This is a genomic window from Streptomyces sp. AK08-02, assembly GCF_033795085.1.
GTDB classification, from domain to species: Bacteria; Actinomycetota; Actinomycetes; order Streptomycetales; family Streptomycetaceae; genus Streptomyces; species Streptomyces echiniscabiei.
Genome location: NZ_JARAZV010000006.1, coordinates 12,400 through 29,531 on the forward strand (window position 1 = coordinate 12,400; position 17,132 = coordinate 29,531).

Here is a 17,132-nt window from a genome sequence, read left to right on the forward strand (position 1 = left end):
GTCCGGGGCTTCTTCGCTGGGCAACCGCCGTCAGGCGGACGGCAGGCTCTCGATCTGGGCCTGGAGCCGTGCGATGTCCTCCTCCGCCTTGGTGAGGCGGGTGCGGATCTTGTCGACCACGTTGTCCGGGGCCTTGGCCAGGAACGCCTCGTTGCCGAGCTTGGCGTGCGCCTGGGCCTTCTCCTTCTCGGCTGCGGCGAGATCCTTGGTGAGGCGCTTGCGTTCGGCCTCGACGTCGATCGTGCCGGAGAGGTCGAGTGCGACCGTGGCGCCGGCGACGGGGAGCGTCGCGGTGGCGTTGAAGTCGTCGCCTTCCGGCTGGAGGCGCAGGAGTTGGCGGATGGCGGCCTCGTGGGCGGCGAGTTGGGTACCCGAGAGGTCCAGGCGGGCGGGGACCTTCTGGCCGGGCTGAAGGCCCTGGTCGGAGCGGAAGCGGCGGACCTCCGTGATCACCTTCTGGAGGTTGTCGATTTCCGCCTCGGCCACCGGGTCACGGAAGCCGCCCGGGGCGTCAGCTCCAGGAACGGACACAGTCGTCGGCCAGTCGGCGATCACGAGGGACTCGCGGCCGGTCAACGTCGTCCAGAGGCTCTCGGTGACGAACGGGACGACCGGGTGCAGGAGTCGCAGGGTGACGTCGAGGACCTCGCCCAGCACGCGGCCGGAGACCTTCGCCTGCTCGCCGCCCTCGAAGAAGGTCGTCTTGGACAACTCCACGTACCAGTCGAAGATCTCGTCCCAGGCGAAGTGGTAGAGGGAGTCGGCGAGTTTCGCGAACTGGTAGTCGTCGTAGTACGCGTCCGCCTCGGCGACGGTCGCGTTGAGCCGGGACAGGATCCAGCGGTCCGTGGCCGACAGCTTCTCGACGGGCGGGAGTTCGCCCTCGATCGTGGCGCCGTTCATCAGGGCGAAGCGCGTGGCGTTCCAGATCTTGTTGGCGAAGTTCCGGGACGCCTGGACCCAGTCCTCGCCGATCGGCACGTCCGTACCGGGGTTGGCGCCCTTGGCCAGGGTGAAGCGGACGGCGTCCGAGCCGTACTTGTCCATCCAGTCCAGCGGGTTCACGGTGTTGCCGAACGACTTCGACATCTTCTTGCCGAACTCGTCACGCACCATGCCGTGGAACGCGATGGTGCGGAACGGCACTTCGCCGTCCATCGCGTACAGGCCGAACATCATCATGCGGGCGACCCAGAAGAACATGAGGTCGTAGCCGGTGACGAGGACGGAGTTCGGATAGAACTTCTCCAGGTCCGGGGTCTGCTCCGGCCACCCGAGGGTGGAGAAGGGCCACAGGCCGGAGGAGAACCAGGTGTCGAGGACGTCCGTGTCCTGGGTCCAGCCCTCGCCGGCCGGCGGCTGCTCGTCGGGGCCGACGCAGACCGTCTCGCCGTTCGGGCCGTGCCAGACCGGGATGCGGTGGCCCCACCACAACTGCCGTGAGATGCACCAGTCGTTGAGGTTGTCGACCCAGTCGAAGTACCGCTGGGACATGTCGGCGGGGTGGATGTTCACTCGTCCGTCGCGAACCGCGTCCCCGGCCGCCTTGGCGAGCGTCTCGACCTTGACCCACCACTGCAGGGACAGGCGCGGCTCCAACGTCGTCTTGCAGCGCGAGCAGTGGCCCACCGAGTGGACGTACGGGCGCTTCTCGGCGACGATCCGGCCGTCGGCGCGCAACGCGGCGACGATCGCCGAGCGGGCCTCGAAACGGTCCAGACCCTGGAAGGGTCCGTGGACGGTGATGACACCGCGCTCGTCCATGACGGTCAGCGACTCCAGGTCGTGCCGCTGGCCGATCGCGAAGTCGTTCGGGTCGTGGGCCGGGGTCACCTTGACCGCGCCGGTGCCGAACTCGGGGTCGACATGCGTGTCCGCGACGACCGGGATGGTGCGGTTGGTCAGCGGCAGCTTGATCTGCTTGCCGATGAGCGACGCGTACCGTTCGTCGTCCGGGTGGACCGCGACGGCCGTGTCACCGAGCATGGTCTCGGCGCGGGTCGTCGCGACGACGAGCGTCTCGTCACCCTCGCCGTACTTGATGGAGACGAGCTCGCCGTCGTCGTCCTGGTAGTCCACCTCGATGTCCGAGATGGCCGTCAGACAGCGCGGACACCAGTTGATGATCCGCTCGGCGCGGTAGATCAGGCCGTCGTCGAACATCTTCTTGAAGACGGTCTGGACAGCCCGGGACAGACCCTCGTCCATGGTGAAGCGGTCACGGCTCCAGGCGACGCCGTTGCCGAGGCGCTTCATCTGCCCGGAGATCTGACCGCCGGACTCGGCCTTCCACTGCCAGACACGGTCGACGAAAGCCTCACGCCCGAGGTCGTGACGGGACTTGCCCTCCTTGGCGAGCTCACGCTCGACCACGTTCTGCGTGGCGATTCCGGCATGGTCCATGCCCGGCTGCCACAGTGTCTCGTAACCCTGCATGCGCTTGCGGCGGGTCAGGGCGTCGATCAGCGTGTGCTCAAAGGCGTGGCCCAGGTGCAGGGACCCCGTCACGTTGGGCGGCGGGATGACGATCGTGTACGCGGGCTTGTCGCTCTTCGCGTCGGCCTCGAAGTAACCCCGGTCTACCCAGCGCTCGTACAGCATCCCCTCTACTTCGGCCGGCGCGTACTGAGTCGGCAGTTCGGGGGAGCTGTTCGGCCCGCTGTCGGGGCGCTGAGAGTTGTCGGTCACGGCGGCCATTCTAGGGGCCCGGGGTCTCAGCCCCTGTCTGGTCGCTTCGCCCGCGCCGGCCGTAGCCAGGGCATGAGAGTGGCCGCACGAAGGCTGTCCAAGTGTGACCAAGAACGCTCTCGTGCGGCCGATTTCCAGCGTACCCCTACGCCCTGGCGGGATCGCAACTCAGGACGCGCCGCCCGGAGTCTCCTCCGACCCGGCCGAACGGTCGGCCCGTCCGAAGCGACCTCGCGGCATACTCCGCCATGCGATGGGTGGGTTGCGGCCAAGGATCCTCCGGGTGCGCGCCCGGCCCGAGATTCTTCGAGCGAATGAACAGCGGCATCCGCTTGCCGTCCCCGCTCTCGAAGTCGCGGCGGCGCTCCCGCCGTGGGTGATCCGTCAGAGCTGGGACAGCAAGGTAACTCCTCGAATGCGAGGCGTAGTTCAGGCCTTGGGGGGCGTTGCCCCAGCCCTCCCGGTCGACGAGGTGGAGCGTCGGAATCGCATCCGTTGGGAACGCGGGGCGTTCGCGCCCCGCCGTACCCACCGCCCCTCGATGGCCCGCCGCCGATCACGCCCATTCGAAGCCGGCCAGCCGGTATCCCCCCGCGTCGAAGGTTTCCTGGTTCACCGAGATGTCGAAGGCGATCTCCAGGCCCTTGAGGAACCGCTGCTTCCAGTCGGGTATCCAGCCCTCGTCCGCGAAGACCGGGCGGCCGTCGACGTAGTGGACCTCTGGGCGGCAGCCCGCGTCGTGCATGGCCCAGTTGAGGAAGGACATCTTCGGCGCGTAGTCGAAGTAGTGTCCGCCGGTCCGTTTCGTCTCCTCGTCGAAGTAGCCGTAGATCTCGTCGCTCCAGACCAGTTGGCCGTCTTCGAAGTAGAGCATGCAGTACATGCCCTTGGCGGAGATGTTGTAGAGGAGGACGACCCGGCCGGTTCCCGGCGGCAGTGCGAAGCCCCGTCGGAAGTGGATCAGGAAGTCGAAGTTCCCCGCGAGGAAGGACCAGCGGCCTTCCCTGCCGTAGGCGGCCATCTGGGGTTCGTCGGAGACTTGTGTGGCGGGGTGGGTCCGGTCGTAGACGGCCTTGGCCTCCTCGCTCACCGGCTCGGGGATCTCCCAGGGAACGGCTCCGAAGACCACCGCCAGGTCCTGCGGCGCGATACCTTCCGCGAACACGAGACCTGCCTGGTCCGCGAGGAGGGGGTCGTCACAGTCGCTCGTCCACCGCTCACCGAGCCATGCGATTCCGTCGTTTCCGTCGTTTCCGTCGTTGTCTGCCATGGCTGGGGACCGTAACAGCCGGGTCTGACACCGGTGTTCGTGTGTCGCCGTCACGCCGGTCACTGCGTCGTCGCCCGCTCCACCGCGGCCGATCGGAGGTGAGTCAGGTGGGACAGGTCTATTGGGTGGGTGCCCGCGACGGCGGTCTCGGCGCGGGACTGGGCCTCGGTAACCGTGCGGGGCAGGTCGGTCGTCCGTTGGCAGTCGGCATCTTGTCCGGCCACCTTCAGCTCGTAGCCGGCCACTTCGTGCGGTTGTCCCGACCGGGCACCCGCACCCGCACTCGCGCTCGCACCCGTGGCCGTGGCCGTGGCCCGTGCGAGCCGTTGCTCGACAAGGCCGCGCGGGTCGTCCGGGGACTTCACGGCGAGGCCCGCCGCGCGCATGCACAGTGCCCACCGGTGCTGGGCGCGCAGATAGCGCGGGTCCTTGAGTACGGCCGTGATGACCTGGTTGGACAGCACCTGGTACCGGCTGGACAACCGGTCGTAGTCGGCGCCGTACAGCGTCTGCCGGGCCTGGGTGACGCACGCGTCGCTGTTGTAGAGGAACTCGACACCGCCTGGCAGGTGGACGCGGACCTCATGGCTCTTGGTGCCGAGAAGCGCGCGGCTCCACCCGGGCTCCCGGGCACGGTCCCGGTTGGTGTCGAGGGGGCGGGCGGCCAGGCGGGCGCTGGTGATGCCGTAGCCGTCCTGACGGGCCTGGGAAGTGGTCAGCAGGCCGTACGGGTTGACGTCCTGCGGGTCGGTGCCGCCGGTCGCGAGGGGCTGCGGTTCGTAGCGCAGCCCGCGCCGCCGCATGCAGTCGGCGACGAGACGCTCGTCCGCGGTGTGGAGGACCTGCCTCTCCTGCTGGTCGTAGAAAAGGGCGTTGGCGAAGGGGCGCGGCAGGACGGGGTCGGGGGTGGTGCCGCCGGACTGCGTACAGCCGGCGGCACCGAGGACCCCGAGGAGCAGCGCTGCGAGCGCCGTGCGGGTTCCGTTTCTCATAGCGGGTGCGGGTCAGAGGCACCAGTAGTTGGACGAGATGTGCGGCAGGTTGGAGCCGATGTTCGCCCAGCCGGTACCGCGGTTGAGCTTGAAGCCGGACCCGGTGCCGTTCTTCCCGGTGAAGACGTTCACGTTGCAGACGTTGCCGTTGTTGAACAGCGAGCCGCCCTGGATGTAGTAGAAGTAGCCGTACTGCGTGAGGTTGTCGTTGTCCTCCCAGACCCGCTGCGGCGTGCCGCCGGCGTAGTTGGCGAGGGCGTACGCACACAGCGCGCCGGAGCTGCATCCCGAGGGAACGGCCTGGGCGGCGGGGGCTATGGCGAGTCCGGACCCGACGAGTCCGGCTGTGGCGGCGAGCATGGCGATGGTGCGACGGCGCATGAGTACTCCTTGGCTGATGACACGGGATGGGGATTTCCAGTGCGGTACCGGTAGTCGTCCGGTACCGGTGGTCGTCCGGTGCCTTGGTGCCCCCAGAACGTACGGTCCGTGCTGTGCCGCCGACGTCCCACGCGGGGTTGAACTCCCCTTCGTACCAACGCGGTAGCCAGCCAGTCACTACAACTTCCGCGGTACAGCGGATGTTTGACGACCATCTTCCTGAACTGGCCTTACTCTGCTGCGATGAGGACCCGCCCCCTCGCCGTCGACACACTTCTCGCGGCGGCGCTGACCGGTGTGGCCGTGCTGCTGGGACCGGAGGCGGCGCGTCAGGGGCACAACCCGCTCGACGCGACGGCGTACGCGCTGGTGGTCCTGGTCCACCTGCCGCTCGTGCTCCGCGGCCGGGCACCCGTGGTGGTCTGCTGCCTGGTGCACGCGACCTGGCTGGTGTTCATCACCGCCGGCTACTGGTCCGTGGTGTGCAGTTTCGGCCCCATGCTCGCCGTCTACACCGTCGCCTCCGTGCGTCCCACGCGCGTCGCCGCGCCGTGCGCCGCGATGATGGGTGCGACCTGGGTGTACGCGGGCGCGGTGGGCCAGACCGACGGCTGGCCGTCCGTCGTCGCACAGGCCGTGGTCTACCCGGCGATCCTGGTGCGATTCGGCGTGGTCGCCCGCCACCTGGCCGAAATGACCCGGCAGTTGCGCCGCGAGCAGGCCGAGCGGGCCCGGCGCGAGGTGGCCGAGGAACGCGGCCGGATCGCCCGCGAACTGCACGACGTGGTCGCCCACCACATGTCCGTGATCTCGGTGCAGACCGGTCTCGCCCGGTTCGTCTTCGACACCGACCGGGAAACCGCGCGTGCCGCGCTCGACACCATCGAGGCCACCGGCAAGGAGGCCCTCGACGAGCTGCGCCGCATGCTGTTGGTGCTGCGTGCCGCCGACGACGGTGCCCCGGCGGGCCCGATGCCGGGCCTGGCCCACCTCGACGAGATGGCCGAACGCGTCCGCGCCGGGGGCGTCCCGGTCACGCTGATCGTCGAGGGCACGCCACGCCCGCTCGCCCCCGGCATCGGACTGTGCGCGTACCGGGTCGTGCAGGAGTCGCTCACCAACGTCATGAAGCACGCGCCCGGCGCCAGTGCGGAGGTACGGCTGAGGTACGAGCCGCATCAGGTGACGGTTTCGGTCACGGACGACGGGGAGGGGGTGATTCCAGACAGAGTACGAGTCGGCGGCGGACACGGCTTGCTCGGTATGCGGGAGCGGGCGAAACTCTACGGCGGGCAGATCGACATCGGCCCGCAATCCCAAGGTGGCTTCGCTGTGCGGCTGACCCTGCCGACCTCCGCGCGGCCGCTCGTCCGGGGGGACGACGCCACACCATGACCACAGTGCTCGTCGTCGACGACCAGTTCCTCATCCGGGCCGGACTGGTGGCGCTGCTGCGCGCCGCCCCCGGTATCGAAGTCGTCGGCGAGGCGAGCGACGGCGCGGAAGCCGTGGCTCTGGCTGCCGAGACCGCCCCCGATGTGATCCTCATGGACATCCGTATGCCCGGCATGAACGGCATCGAGGCCACCGAGCGCATCCTCGCCCAGGCCGCCGACCCGCCGCCGCGGATCCTGGTGCTGACCACCTTCGACCTCGACGAGTACGTGTACGGGGTGCTGCGCGCCGGGGCGTCCGGATTTCTGCTCAAGGACTCCGGCCCGGAACGGCTGCTCGCCGCGGTGGCCGCGGTCGGCGGGGGTGACGCGCTCTTCGCGCCCAGCGTCACCCGCCGCCTGGTCGAGGCGTTCGCGTGCCGGAGCACCGTCGAACCGCCCGTCGAGCTGGGCGCGTTGACCTCCCGCGAGCTGGAGGTCCTGAAGCTGATCGCACGTGGCCTGTCCAACCCGGAGATCGCCGACCGCCTGTACATCAGCGAGGCGACCGTCAAGACCCACCTCAACCGCACGATGACCAAGCTGGACCTGGGCAGCAGGGCCCAGGCGGTGGTGGTGGCCTACGAGTCGGGCCTGGTGACACCGGGCGGATAGCGGCCGGGGTGCCCAGGCTGTGGACGGGGTACGTCAATCCGGGCGCGTTCGGGTTCGCGCTCGCCGGGGTGCTGTGCGCCATCGGCTCCGGGTACGAGGCCGAGTCGGGCGCCCGCCGGGCCGCCTCCACCTCGGCGGACGGCGGAGTCGGGGACCAGCGGCCCGGCCGTTGACGCCCAGCGACCGATCGGCTTGTGAGCCGTTTCCGGGAGGCGTTCCCCGGAAACGGCTCGTACGAGGTGGCGCATCGTCACGTCATGGCACGGTCGAAAAACCGGTGGAACGGCGCCGCTGTGCGCCACTACCGTGCTGCCGAGCCAGGTCGTCCGGTCAAAGGAGTGCCGTTGTACACCGTGTGAGACCCCCCGATTGCTGATCTGTCGCGCGTCGCGTGCTTGTGCGCCGCGCTGCTTTTTGCTGCGGACTTCTCACACTGAAACCGGTGTACTTCTGTGCTCGAAAACTGGGTGGTCACGCCCACCTGCCTGCCGCTCGTCCTCCGTCGTTGCCACACGTGCGCGTCCGAGAGCTTCCGGGCCAACGGCAAGTTCCGCGTCAACGCCAACCACAAACTCATCGACGCCTGGCTCCTCGCGCTCTGTACCTCCTGCGGGGAGACCACGAAGATCACGATCCTGGAGCGGCGGAACGTGCGCTCCGTACGGCCCGAAATGCTGGACCGGATGCACGACAACGACCCTGTACTGGCAGCCGAGTTGCTCCAGGACCCGGTCGTACGTCGCCGCAATCGCATCGCCCTCGACTGGGACGACGCCTGGCGCCTCGACACCGGCGGATCGGATCACCCGGACCGTGCGGGGAACGAGGCGATCGATGTATCGGTCCGCTTCGCGGCGCGGGTCCCGGTCCGGCCCGTGCGGCTGATCGCCGAACGTTTCGGTCTCCCGCGCGCCGAGGTCGAGAGACTGGTCTCCGAGGGGAAGATCGTTTCGGCGGTCCGGCTGAGCGGGAAGCTCTCCGGCGACTTCACCTTCACCCTCAAGCGCTGACCCGCTTCTCGGGGTCAGGGGCCTGTCCGGCGGGATCCGCCGGACAGGCGCCCGGCGCACCACGATCGGCGACCCCGTCTCCCCCTGGCGGTCAGAAGCCTCGATGTACCCCGTCCGCGTCGACGGCCGCCGCGAACTCCCTGAAGTCCATGTTCGAGATCGACAGGTTGTTCTCGATGCCCCACAGCTCGCTCGCCACAACCCGTAGGCAACGCCCGCGCTCCTCCCGCAGGTCCACGACGAGGAGCGGGAACTCCGCCGAGGCCAGGGCCGTCGTGTCCGCCAGGACGAGGATCGGGTGGTCGTAGCCGACCGGGAGCCGGTCGAGGGCCTCCTCCGCGACCACTCCCGTGAACCGGGGGTCGGCGACGAGTTCGACGTACGGCAGGAAGTCGTCCTCGCTCGGTGTGGCCAGGATCCGGCCCAGTTCCTCCCACGCGGCGTCGTCGGCGAAGTCGGTGCGCAACACCAACGTGCCTGAAGTGCACGGCAGTTGTTCAGTCATCCGTGCACAGTACTGGCGCGCCGGCGGGGAGTTGCTCGGCCGGGTCCCAGGCGCTGAGCTGATCGAAGAGACCTGGGTCGCCGTCGAGCTTCAGGGAGTTGAACGGGATGCGGTCGTACAGGATGAAGACCAGCTCGCCGGCCGTGCCCCGAGCGGAGGCGAAGGCGGTGGCCGGCCTGGTGTCGGGCCCGGGGAGGCGATCGGTCCGTGCGCCGTCGGCGGAGAGCGAGAGGCGCCAGGAATGGCCCTCGGAGGCGTGGAAGTCGATGGCGGTGGGCTTGTGCGGCCAGGCACTTGTCGTCGCGACGCAGGTGGACAGGAACTCGTCGACCCCGTCGAGCGCCACCTCTTCCGGCAGCGGCTGCGGGGCACCTACGGTGAGCTGCGCGTCGTACGTGTGCACCGCCAGCTGCTGGAGCTGGTGCCGAGCCACGGCACCGGTGGTCTGCGGCGACTGCGAGTCACCCCACCACGTCCAGCAACCGCGATCCGGGCCTGCCTCCCGCAAGGCGTCCACCAGTTGCTCCGTGGACTCCGCCAGCCAGGCCAGCAGGGCCTCGCGCTCCCGAGGTGCGGCCGGGGCGCCCTCCGCCGCGGACTTGGCCGGAGCGGGGCCCGCGGCGACGGTGGCGGCCCAGTCGCGGCGACCCTCGCCGATGTGCTGCGCCAGATCGAACAGTGTCCACTCGGGGCAGGTCGGCACCTGTATGTCGAGGCTGGGCGCGGAGGCGACCGCGGCGCGGAAGGCAGTCGACCGTTCGTCGATCAGGCGCAGCAGAACGGGGAACTCGAGTGTCGTTGTCACCCTGAAGCTGTATCACCGCGTTCCGACAGTCGGACAGCGGTTTTCACAGCCTCCGTCGCGGGCGGACCCGCACCACCGCGGGGCGAACAACGGCCCGCCGAACGGGAGACCCAGCTCCACGGGTTAGCCTCGCCCCGTACGACTCCGACACGATTTAGCGGGAGGCAGACCACCATGGCTCTGGCGAAGACCAAGGTTCCCACGGCACTCGTGGCCGCCACCGGGCTCGTCGGCGGGTACGCCGTCGCCCGCTGGAGCCGGAGCCGGCAGCTCGGCGGGACCGTGCTGGCCGTCGCGGGAACCGTCGCCGCCCAGCGGTGGCGGGAGCAGGCGGGCGTGACCGCCGCCGGGGCGCTGACCGTCGCGTACGTCGGCGCCTTCGCCGGATCGCACCCGCTGGCGAAGAAGGTGGGCGCCTGGCCCGCCGTGTTCGGGGCCGCCGGAGCCGTCGCCGTCGCCTCGTGGGCCGTCGCCGACCGCCACGCGGCGCTCCGCTAGGTTGCCGGGGGGTGCGTGTGGGTTGCTGCGGCGCCGTTGTGGCTGGTCGCGCAGTTCCCCGCGCCCCTGAGGGGGCCTGCGGCCCGCCTCAGATCGTGTCCATGGTGCTGACCGGTCAGGAGACGGTCATCGAGGGTGGGTCGAGTGGCGTGAACCCGGCGGTCACCGTGAGGCTCGCCATGTTCACCGGCGTCTTCAACCTCCTGTGGGCCACCGTGACGGTCCTGATGATCGTCCGCCCCGGCTCCACCACAGGAGCCTGACCCCACCCGATACGGCCTTCACCTCTGCCCGGCCGACACCAGGCCCTCCGTCGACTCCTCCTCCACCCGGTACGCCCGCCCCACCTCCGCCGCGACCAGCACCCCCGCCGCGATCACCAGCGCGAAGAACGCCCAGGTCAGAGGCCAGGCATTGGCGAAGCCGTCGGGTGGGCCGGGTTGGCTGCTCAGCGAGACGTACATGAGCGTCGCCGGGGGAACCGCGATCAGGAGCAGCGGCCAGCCCCGGCGGTCCCGGTAACCGAAGTAGGCGGCCAGAAGCAGCAGCAGGACGCCCAGGGCGGCGACCCCGACGCCCGTCACCGGGGTCGTCTCCTGCGTCGAGCCCGAGACCTGCGCCCGGTTGCGCAGATCCCAGGGGACGCAGACGACGTACGACGCCGAAGCGACGGCGGCGCCGAACACGCGCGTCAGCCAGCGCTCGCCCCAGGCACGTGTCCGCAGCGGCCCGAGCAGCTTCCCGGTGGTGCCGGTGGTGCCGTTCCCCGCTATCTCGGTCATACGTACGAGGGTCACCTGTCCGGAGACGGTCCGACAGAGTACGCGTACTCAGGTATGGGTACTCAGGCACGGACCCACAGACCCGGACCCACGGAGTCAGACGGGGGAACTCGGCAGCGAGCACACCCCGGCTACACCCCCACCGCCCGCGACACCACGTAGATCAGCAGTCCCGCCAGTGAGCCGACCACCGTGCCGTTGATACGAATGAACTGCAGGTCACGGCCAATGTGCGCCTCGATCTTCTTCGTCGTGTGCTCGGCGTCCCAGCCCGCGACCGTGTCCGTGATCAGGGAGGTGATCTCGCCCTGGTAGGTCGTCACGACGTACACCGCCGCGCCCTCCACCCAGCCGTCCACCTTGTTCTGCACCCCGGAGTCGACCGCCATCCGCGACCCCAGCGACAGCAACGACGCCCGTACGCGCAGCCGCAGCTCACTGCGCTCGTCCTCCGCCGCCGAAACGATCATCGATCGTACGGCCGTCCAGGCGGACGCGATCAGGTCCTGGACCTCGCCGCGCGCCAGGACCTCGGTCTTCAGCCGCTCGACACGCGCGCGCGTGTCCGTGTCGGACTGGAGGTCGGAGGCGAAGTCGGTGAGGAAGCGGTCCAGAGCCCCGCGCGCCGGGTGGGAGGGCGCGTCGCGCATCTCGGTGACGAAACGCAGCAGCTCCTTGTAGACGCGCTCGCCGACCCTCTTGTCGACGAACCTGGGCGTCCAGCCGGGCGCGCCGCCCTGCACGGCGCCCATGACCTCCTCCTCGTGCAGGACGAGCCAGTCGTGGGCGCGTACACAGATCAGGTCGACGACCCTCCGGTGACCGCCGTCGACGACGACCTTCTCCAGCATCTTGCCGATGCCGGGGGCGATCTCCTGGGCGTCGGCCCGCCGGGTGATGGCCTCACCGACCACCGCCTGGACGTCGGAGTCGCGCAGCACGGTGAGAGCCCCGCGCAGGGCCGCCGACAGCTCCGCCGTGACGCGGTCGGCATGCTCCGGCTCGGCGAGCCACGTACCGAGGCGGCTGCCGATACCCACGGCGCGCAGCCGCTGCCGTACGACATCCTGGGAGAGGAAGTTCTCGCCGACGAACTCGCCGAGGGAGACGCCGAGTTGGTCCTTCTTGGTGGGGATGATCGCAGTGTGCGGGATGGGCAGGCCGAGAGGATGACGGAAGAGGGCGGTGACCGCGAACCAGTCGGCCAGCGCGCCGACCATGCCCGCCTCGGCCGCCGCGGCGACGTACCCCGTCCAGGCACCGGCGCCCTGCTCACCGGCCCACTTGGCGAGGACGTACACGACGGCGACGAAGAGCAGCAGCCCGGTCGCCGTGAGCTTCATCCGGCGCACCCCGCGCTGACGCTCCTCGTCGGCGGGGCTGAAGGAGGTCATGGCGCGACCCGGGACCGTACCCGCGGGGGCGACAGACGCGGCCGGCGCCGCCGGCGCGACTGGCGCGGCACGGGTCCGCTGCTGCCCGCCGTCAGCCATCCCGGCCCTGTCGGTCTCCTCGGAACCGCCGTCCGATCCCGTTCTCGTCCGTTCCATTCGCTCCACCGTTCAGTGATCCCTCACACATTGTCCCTTCCTGACCGACTCCTGGAACGGAACAAGAGTTCCCCGCGTATACCCGGATGAGCCGTTCCCAACTGTTCGGGCCGGCTCGCACAGGCCCATCCCGCATCATGGGCACAGCCCACCGGAGCCCCACGCTCCCCGCCGTACGAGGAGTCCCGCATCCCATGACCAGGCGCCACGGTTATGGCCTGCTCGCCGCGATGATCACGCTCGTCGTGGCCGTGTCGGCCGCCATATACGTCGGGGCGACCCTCGACGACGGCAACCGGCACACGAGGTCCGTCGGCCGGGCCCTCGGCGACTCGGGCAACGACGTCTCCTCCACGTCCACCGGCGCCTGGGTCGGCGGCTGGTCCGCCTCCCCCGTCGAGGGCGAGCCCGGCACCGAGACACGGGGCCTGGCCGGCCGCTCCCTGCGCAACGTCGTGCACACGGCGGCCGGCGGTACGAGTGCCCGCGTCACGCTCTCCAACCTGTACGGCGAGCAGCCCCTGACCATCGACCACGCCTCGATCGCCGTCGCCGCCGCCGAGAACAGCGCAGCCGCCGACGCCGCGACCATGCGCCGGCTCACCTTCGGCGGCAGCCCCTCGGTGACCGTCGCGCCCGGACGGCAGATCGTCAGCGACGCGGTACGGATCACCGTCCCGCGCGACAGCGACGTCCTCGTGACGACGTACGCCGCCCTCCCGTCCGGCCCCGTCACCTACCACCCGCGGGCCCGCCAGATCTCGTACTCCGCCCCGGGCGACCGCACCCAGGACACCCACGCCACGGCGTTCACCGAGCGGATCGAGGCCTGGCGGTACGTCACCGCCCTGGACGTCCTCAGCGACCAGGCCAACGGCACGATCGTCGCCCTCGGCGACTCGCTCACCGCCGGCAGCACGTCGACCGTGGGCGCGAACAGCCGCTGGCCCGACGTCCTCGCCGACCGGCTGCACGCGGCTGCCGAGGCCGGCGCGGACGTGCCCCGCTACAGCGTCGTCAACCAGGGCATCGGCGGCAACCGCGTCCTGCGGCCCGGCGGCAAGGGGACGCCCGCGCCCAACGCGAGCGGACTGACCCGGTTCGGACGGGACGCCCTCGGCCGTACGAACGTCAAGGCCGTCGTCATCGACCTGGGCGTCAACGACATCCTGCGCGCCCGCGACCCCCGCACCCTGAAGGCGTCCTCCATCGTCGCCGGGCTGCGTGAGCTGGTGGGCGAGGCGCACGGGCGGGGGCTGACGGTGGTGGGGGCGACGCTGATGCCGTTCGGGGGGTTCCATGGGTACTCGGCGACCACGGAGGCGTTGCGGCAGGCGGTGAACGCGGAGATCCGGGGTGGGCGGGTGTTCGACGCGTACGCGGACTTCGACAAGGCGTTGCGGGATCCGTACGATCCCCGGCGGTTCCGGGCGGAGTACGACTCCGGGGATCATCTGCATCCCAGTGACAAGGGGTATGCGCGGATGGCTGCGGTGTTCGACCTGGAGGAGTTGAAGGGGGCGGCGCCTGCGCGGCTTTAGGGGGTTCGGGTTCGGGTTCGGGGTGCGTTGTCGGGTGCGGGTCCGTGGGGGCTGGTCGCGCAGTTCCCCGCGCCCCTGAAAACGGTCGGTCGCCGTCCCGCGTGCCTGGAAGAGCTCGGGCACCCTGCCTGCGCGCCTAAAAGTGCTCGGGGCACCGCCCCTGCGAGCCTCGAAGCACCCGGGCACCGTTCCTGCGCGCCTAAAAGTGCTCGGTCGCGTTCAGCGGTAGTCCGAGCCCGAGCCGCCCAGTTCGCCCCGGCCCTCTCGCCTCTCCAGTTTCTCCTGGCGGCGTTCCTCCTTCAGGCGTTGGCGTTCTGCCTTCGGGAGTTTGCGGGTCACGCCCACTCCGCCCCAGAAGGCGAAGCCCTGGATGATCACTCGGGGGGCGCCGGGGTCGCCCAGTACCCCCTCCTGGCTGTGGTCGAAGCCGCCCATGATGCCGATGCCACGCACGACGACCTCGACCCCGGGCGGCACCACGACGTTCATGCCGCCCATGATCGCGACGCAGTTGACGACCACCTCACGGTCGGCGAAGTTCGCCTCACGCAGGTCGAGTTCACCGCCGCCCCAGAACGTGAACGCGTTGAACCGCCTCGGCATCGTCCAACGCCCCCCGCGCTGGAACCCACCCATGATGGCGACGGCCCACCGCGAGGAACCCTCGCCCCCGACGATCCGGGCCGGCCAACTCCCGCTCCCCACAGGCTGCTTGACCATACTCACCGCGGGCGCACTCACCCCGGACCCGGGCAGGTCACGGGTGATCGGCGTCAACTCACCGTACGTACGCGCCTGGTAGGTCGCGTCCAACCGCTCCTCGAACTCCGCCATGTCGAGCCGCCCCTCCGCGAGGGCGTCCCGCAGGATCTCGGCGACTCGTTCACGATCGGCGTCGGAAGCGCGCAGCTCCGGAAGGTCGTCCGTCATGCACGCAGCCTACGAGGTCCCCGCGAGGGAGGCTACGAGACCGCGCGCCCCGAGTTCTCCCCCGGTTTCTCCCCCGACCTCTCACCCGATTTCCCGGCCTGCTCGGCGTACATCTTGGCGATCACCGCCTCGATGTCCGGCTCCCGCACCGACAGGTCCACCAGCGGATACTCCGCCGCGATCCGCGCGACCAGCGGAGCCGCCGACTCCGACGCCGGGAACGCCAGCCACTGACGCGGACCCTGCACCCGTACGACCCGGGCCGACGGCACCTCGATCGGCGGCAGCTCACGCTCCAGGTCCACGACGAGGGTCCGCTCACTGTCGCCCACCTCGTGCAGCCCGGTCAGCGGACCGTCGTACATCAGCCGGCCGTGGTCGATGACCATGACACGCGAGCACAGCTGCTCGATGTCCTGGAGGTCGTGCGTGGTGAGCAGGACCGTCGTGCCCCGCTCGGCGTTCAGGTCACGCAGGAACTCGCGCACCCTGGCCTTGGAGATGACGTCGAGCCCGATCGTCGGCTCGTCGAGATACAGCACCTCGGGATCGTGCAGCAGAGCCGCCGCGATGTCGCCGCGCATCCGCTGCCCCAGGGACAGTTGACGCACGGGGACGTCCAACAGGTCTCCCAGTTCGAGGAGTTCGACACACCGGTCGAGGTTCTCCCGGTAGCGGGCGTCCGGGATGCGGTACATGCGGTGCATCAGGCTGTACGAGTCGATCAGTGGGAGGTCCCACCACAGCGTCGTACGCTGCCCGAACACCACCCCGATGCGCCGCGCGAGACGGGTGCGCTCACGGGACGGGTCGATACCCGCGACGCGCAGCCGGCCGCCGCTGGGCGTGAGGATGCCGGTCAGCATCTTGATCGTCGTCGACTTTCCGGCGCCGTTCGGGCCGATGTAGCCGACCATCTCCCCGCGCGCCACCCGGAAGGAGATCGAGTCGACCGCCCGCACCTCGCGCCGTTCACTGCGCATGAACCCGGTCTTCTTGCGTACGTCGAAGACCTTCTCGACACCGTCCAGCTGAATGAACGACTCGTTGAACGCCTCGTCGGAGGCCTGGTCGAGCGACCCGTCGAGCGACTTGTCGAAGGAACCGTCTGTGCGATGACCGCTGTCCACGCGCCCTAACTCCCCGTGCTCCGGTACGAAAGAAGTCCCGCCCGCCAGGCCAGCCCGGCGAGCGCGCAGCAGCCAAGCGCCACCAGCGGCGACAGGAACGCCACCCACTCCGGCAGGTCGAGCGGGTAGGGGCGGCCCAGCACGTACAGCGCGGGCAGCCAGTTGACGAAGGCCAGCGGGACGACGAACGTCACCCCGCGCACCAGGTCCTGCGCGAACAGGCCCGGCGGATACTGCAACAGCGTGGCACCGCCGTACGTGAACGCGTTCTGCACCTCGGAGGCGTCCCGCGCCACGAACTGGAAGGCCCCGCCCCCGACGAACACCGCGCAGAAGATCGCCCCGCCACTGATCACCATCACCGGCAGCAGCAGCACCTTGAGCACCGTCCAGTGGACGTCGTCGAGAGCCCCGAGGGAGTAGCCGAACACCAGCAGCCCCTGGGTGATCCGGCCGAGGCGGCGCAGCGCGAACCGGTCCGCGGCGACCTGCGCGAGCACCGGCACCGGGCGCACCAGCAGTGTGTCCAGGGTGCCGTCGCGGACCCGGCGCCCCAGCCGGTCCATCGACCCGACGACCAGGTCGGCGATCCCGAACGCGATCGACGACAGCCCGTAGAGGAACGCGATCTCGGGCAGCGAGTAGCCGCCGAGCCGGTCGATCTGGGAGAACATCAGCACGATCGCCAGGAAGTCGAGGCCCGTCGCCACGAAGTTCCCGAGCGTGGTCATCGCGAAGGACACCCGGTAGGCCATCGTCGACCGGATCCACATCGCGGCGATCATCCGATAGGCCCGCACCCCGTCGAGCACCCGGCTCGTACGGCTCAGCGGCCCGTCGTCCCAGCCATCGGCCCCGCCGACCCAACCTGCTCGGCCCGCTCGGCCCGCCCCGCCTGCCGCGTCGCTCCCGCCGCCGCCCGGCCGCCGCTCGCCCCGCACCCCGGTCTCCACCACCCCGGCGACACCACCGGCACCACCGGTAGCGCCGGTAGCGCCGACA

The 17,132-nt window shown here is 70.0% G+C and carries 18 protein-coding genes; 7 read left to right on the forward strand and 11 right to left on the reverse strand.

Going from position 1 to position 17,132, the window contains the following annotated elements; translation table 11 throughout:
• Positions 1-30: 30 nt before the first annotated feature.
• The 4 genes from PV734_RS13360 to PV734_RS13375 form a co-directional block, all read right to left on the reverse strand.
• Complete coding sequence (locus PV734_RS13360; protein WP_319090303.1) at positions 31-2,688, reverse strand: valine--tRNA ligase; 2,658 nt, start codon at positions 2,686-2,688, stop codon at positions 31-33.
• Positions 2,689-3,244: 556 nt separating this feature from the next.
• The gene (locus PV734_RS13365) at positions 3,245-3,958 is read right to left on the reverse strand and encodes a hypothetical protein (RefSeq protein WP_319289595.1); all 714 of its coding nucleotides are present in this window, start codon (positions 3,956-3,958) and stop codon (positions 3,245-3,247) included.
• Positions 3,959-4,017: 59 nt separating this feature from the next.
• Positions 4,018-4,950 carry a hypothetical protein gene (locus PV734_RS13370; protein WP_319289597.1) on the reverse strand — a complete coding sequence of 311 codons (933 nt, stop codon included), beginning with the start codon at positions 4,948-4,950 and terminating at the stop codon, positions 4,018-4,020.
• A gap of 12 nt (positions 4,951-4,962) precedes the next feature.
• The gene (locus PV734_RS13375; RefSeq protein ID WP_319289598.1) at positions 4,963-5,331 is read right to left on the reverse strand and encodes a peptidase inhibitor family I36 protein; all 369 of its coding nucleotides are present in this window, start codon (positions 5,329-5,331) and stop codon (positions 4,963-4,965) included.
• A gap of 243 nt (positions 5,332-5,574) precedes the next feature.
• Here PV734_RS13375 and PV734_RS13380 point away from each other — a divergent pair, with 243 nt between their 5' ends.
• The 4 genes from PV734_RS13380 (at position 5,575) to PV734_RS13395 (ending at position 8,389) form a co-directional block, all read left to right on the forward strand.
• Positions 5,575-6,726 (forward strand): sensor histidine kinase, encoded by a 1,152-nt coding sequence (locus PV734_RS13380; protein ID WP_319289599.1) that lies wholly within the window; start codon positions 5,575-5,577, stop codon positions 6,724-6,726.
• On the forward strand, positions 6,723-7,379 hold the full coding sequence (locus PV734_RS13385) for a response regulator transcription factor (RefSeq protein WP_319090308.1): 657 nt from the start codon (positions 6,723-6,725) through the stop codon (positions 7,377-7,379). The genes PV734_RS13380 and PV734_RS13385 overlap by 4 nt, the downstream gene beginning before the upstream one ends.
• 8 nt (positions 7,380-7,387) lie before the next feature.
• Positions 7,388-7,552, forward strand: a complete 165-nt coding sequence (locus PV734_RS13390; RefSeq protein WP_319289601.1) for a hypothetical protein — start codon at positions 7,388-7,390, stop codon at positions 7,550-7,552.
• A gap of 279 nt (positions 7,553-7,831) precedes the next feature.
• A complete protein-coding gene (locus PV734_RS13395) occupies positions 7,832-8,389 on the forward strand; it encodes a DUF1062 domain-containing protein (protein ID WP_319289602.1) in 558 nt (185 codons plus the stop codon).
• Between the two features lie 91 nt (positions 8,390-8,480).
• Here the strand turns inward: PV734_RS13395 and PV734_RS13400 are convergent, their stop codons facing one another.
• Both PV734_RS13400 and PV734_RS13405 read right to left on the reverse strand, forming a co-directional pair.
• Positions 8,481-8,894, reverse strand: a complete 414-nt coding sequence (locus PV734_RS13400) for a DUF6924 domain-containing protein (RefSeq protein WP_319090311.1) — start codon at positions 8,892-8,894, stop codon at positions 8,481-8,483.
• The gene (locus PV734_RS13405; RefSeq protein WP_319289603.1) at positions 8,887-9,699 is read right to left on the reverse strand and encodes a maleylpyruvate isomerase N-terminal domain-containing protein; all 813 of its coding nucleotides are present in this window, start codon (positions 9,697-9,699) and stop codon (positions 8,887-8,889) included. Before PV734_RS13405 ends, PV734_RS13400 begins: the two co-directional genes overlap by 8 nt.
• A 174-nt stretch (positions 9,700-9,873) precedes the next feature.
• Between PV734_RS13405 and PV734_RS13410 the strand changes: the two genes are divergently transcribed.
• Together PV734_RS13410 and PV734_RS13415 are read left to right on the forward strand one after the other, a co-directional pair.
• Positions 9,874-10,197 carry a hypothetical protein gene (locus tag PV734_RS13410; RefSeq protein ID WP_319090313.1) on the forward strand — a complete coding sequence of 108 codons (324 nt, stop codon included), beginning with the start codon at positions 9,874-9,876 and terminating at the stop codon, positions 10,195-10,197.
• Positions 10,198-10,298: 101 nt separating this feature from the next.
• Positions 10,299-10,460 carry a hypothetical protein gene (locus PV734_RS13415; protein WP_319289919.1) on the forward strand — a complete coding sequence of 54 codons (162 nt, stop codon included), beginning with the start codon at positions 10,299-10,301 and terminating at the stop codon, positions 10,458-10,460.
• Positions 10,461-10,478: 18 nt separating this feature from the next.
• On the opposite strand, the gene PV734_RS13420 is transcribed toward PV734_RS13415, so the two are convergent.
• Entirely contained in the window at positions 10,479-10,979 is a 501-nt protein-coding gene (locus PV734_RS13420) for a hypothetical protein (RefSeq protein ID WP_319289604.1), read from the reverse strand.
• A gap of 131 nt (positions 10,980-11,110) precedes the next feature.
• Positions 11,111-12,529 (reverse strand): DUF445 domain-containing protein, encoded by a 1,419-nt coding sequence (locus tag PV734_RS13425; RefSeq protein ID WP_415924198.1) that lies wholly within the window; start codon positions 12,527-12,529, stop codon positions 11,111-11,113.
• 194 nt (positions 12,530-12,723) lie between these two features.
• Here PV734_RS13425 and PV734_RS13430 point away from each other — a divergent pair, with 194 nt between their 5' ends.
• A complete protein-coding gene (locus PV734_RS13430; RefSeq protein ID WP_319090316.1) occupies positions 12,724-14,070 on the forward strand; it encodes an SGNH/GDSL hydrolase family protein in 1,347 nt (448 codons plus the stop codon).
• A 219-nt stretch (positions 14,071-14,289) separates the two neighbouring features.
• Here the strand turns inward: PV734_RS13430 and PV734_RS13435 are convergent, their stop codons facing one another.
• From PV734_RS13435 to PV734_RS13445, 3 genes are read right to left on the reverse strand one after another with little or no spacing between them, the layout of a single operon-like run.
• Complete coding sequence (locus PV734_RS13435; RefSeq protein ID WP_319090317.1) at positions 14,290-15,000, reverse strand: DUF1707 domain-containing protein; 711 nt, start codon at positions 14,998-15,000, stop codon at positions 14,290-14,292.
• Between the two features lie 32 nt (positions 15,001-15,032).
• Positions 15,033-16,130, reverse strand: a complete 1,098-nt coding sequence (locus tag PV734_RS13440) for an ABC transporter ATP-binding protein (RefSeq protein ID WP_415924199.1) — start codon at positions 16,128-16,130, stop codon at positions 15,033-15,035.
• Between the two features lie 5 nt (positions 16,131-16,135).
• A complete protein-coding gene (locus tag PV734_RS13445; protein WP_319090691.1) occupies positions 16,136-16,960 on the reverse strand; it encodes an ABC transporter permease in 825 nt (274 codons plus the stop codon).
• Positions 16,961-17,132 lie beyond the last annotated feature (172 nt).

Coding starts and splice junctions, on each gene's coding strand:
- PV734_RS13385 (WP_319090308.1), top strand. CDS start 6,723: ATGACCACAGTGCTCGTCGTCGACGACCAGTTCCTCATCCGGGCCGGA.
- PV734_RS13375 (WP_319289598.1), bottom strand. CDS start 5,331: ATGCGCCGTCGCACCATCGCCATGCTCGCCGCCACAGCCGGACTCGTC.
- PV734_RS13365 (WP_319289595.1), bottom strand. CDS start 3,958: ATGGCAGACAACGACGGAAACGACGGAAACGACGGAATCGCATGGCTC.
- PV734_RS13410 (WP_319090313.1), top strand. CDS start 9,874: ATGGCTCTGGCGAAGACCAAGGTTCCCACGGCACTCGTGGCCGCCACC.
- PV734_RS13415 (WP_319289919.1), top strand. CDS start 10,299: ATGGTGCTGACCGGTCAGGAGACGGTCATCGAGGGTGGGTCGAGTGGC.
- PV734_RS13420 (WP_319289604.1), bottom strand. CDS start 10,979: ATGACCGAGATAGCGGGGAACGGCACCACCGGCACCACCGGGAAGCTG.
- PV734_RS13380 (WP_319289599.1), top strand. CDS start 5,575: ATGAGGACCCGCCCCCTCGCCGTCGACACACTTCTCGCGGCGGCGCTG.
- PV734_RS13370 (WP_319289597.1), bottom strand. CDS start 4,950: ATGAGAAACGGAACCCGCACGGCGCTCGCAGCGCTGCTCCTCGGGGTC.
- PV734_RS13400 (WP_319090311.1), bottom strand. CDS start 8,894: ATGACTGAACAACTGCCGTGCACTTCAGGCACGTTGGTGTTGCGCACC.
- PV734_RS13430 (WP_319090316.1), top strand. CDS start 12,724: ATGACCAGGCGCCACGGTTATGGCCTGCTCGCCGCGATGATCACGCTC.
- PV734_RS13425 (WP_415924198.1), bottom strand. CDS start 12,529: ATGGAACGGACGAGAACGGGATCGGACGGCGGTTCCGAGGAGACCGAC.
- PV734_RS13435 (WP_319090317.1), bottom strand. CDS start 15,000: ATGACGGACGACCTTCCGGAGCTGCGCGCTTCCGACGCCGATCGTGAA.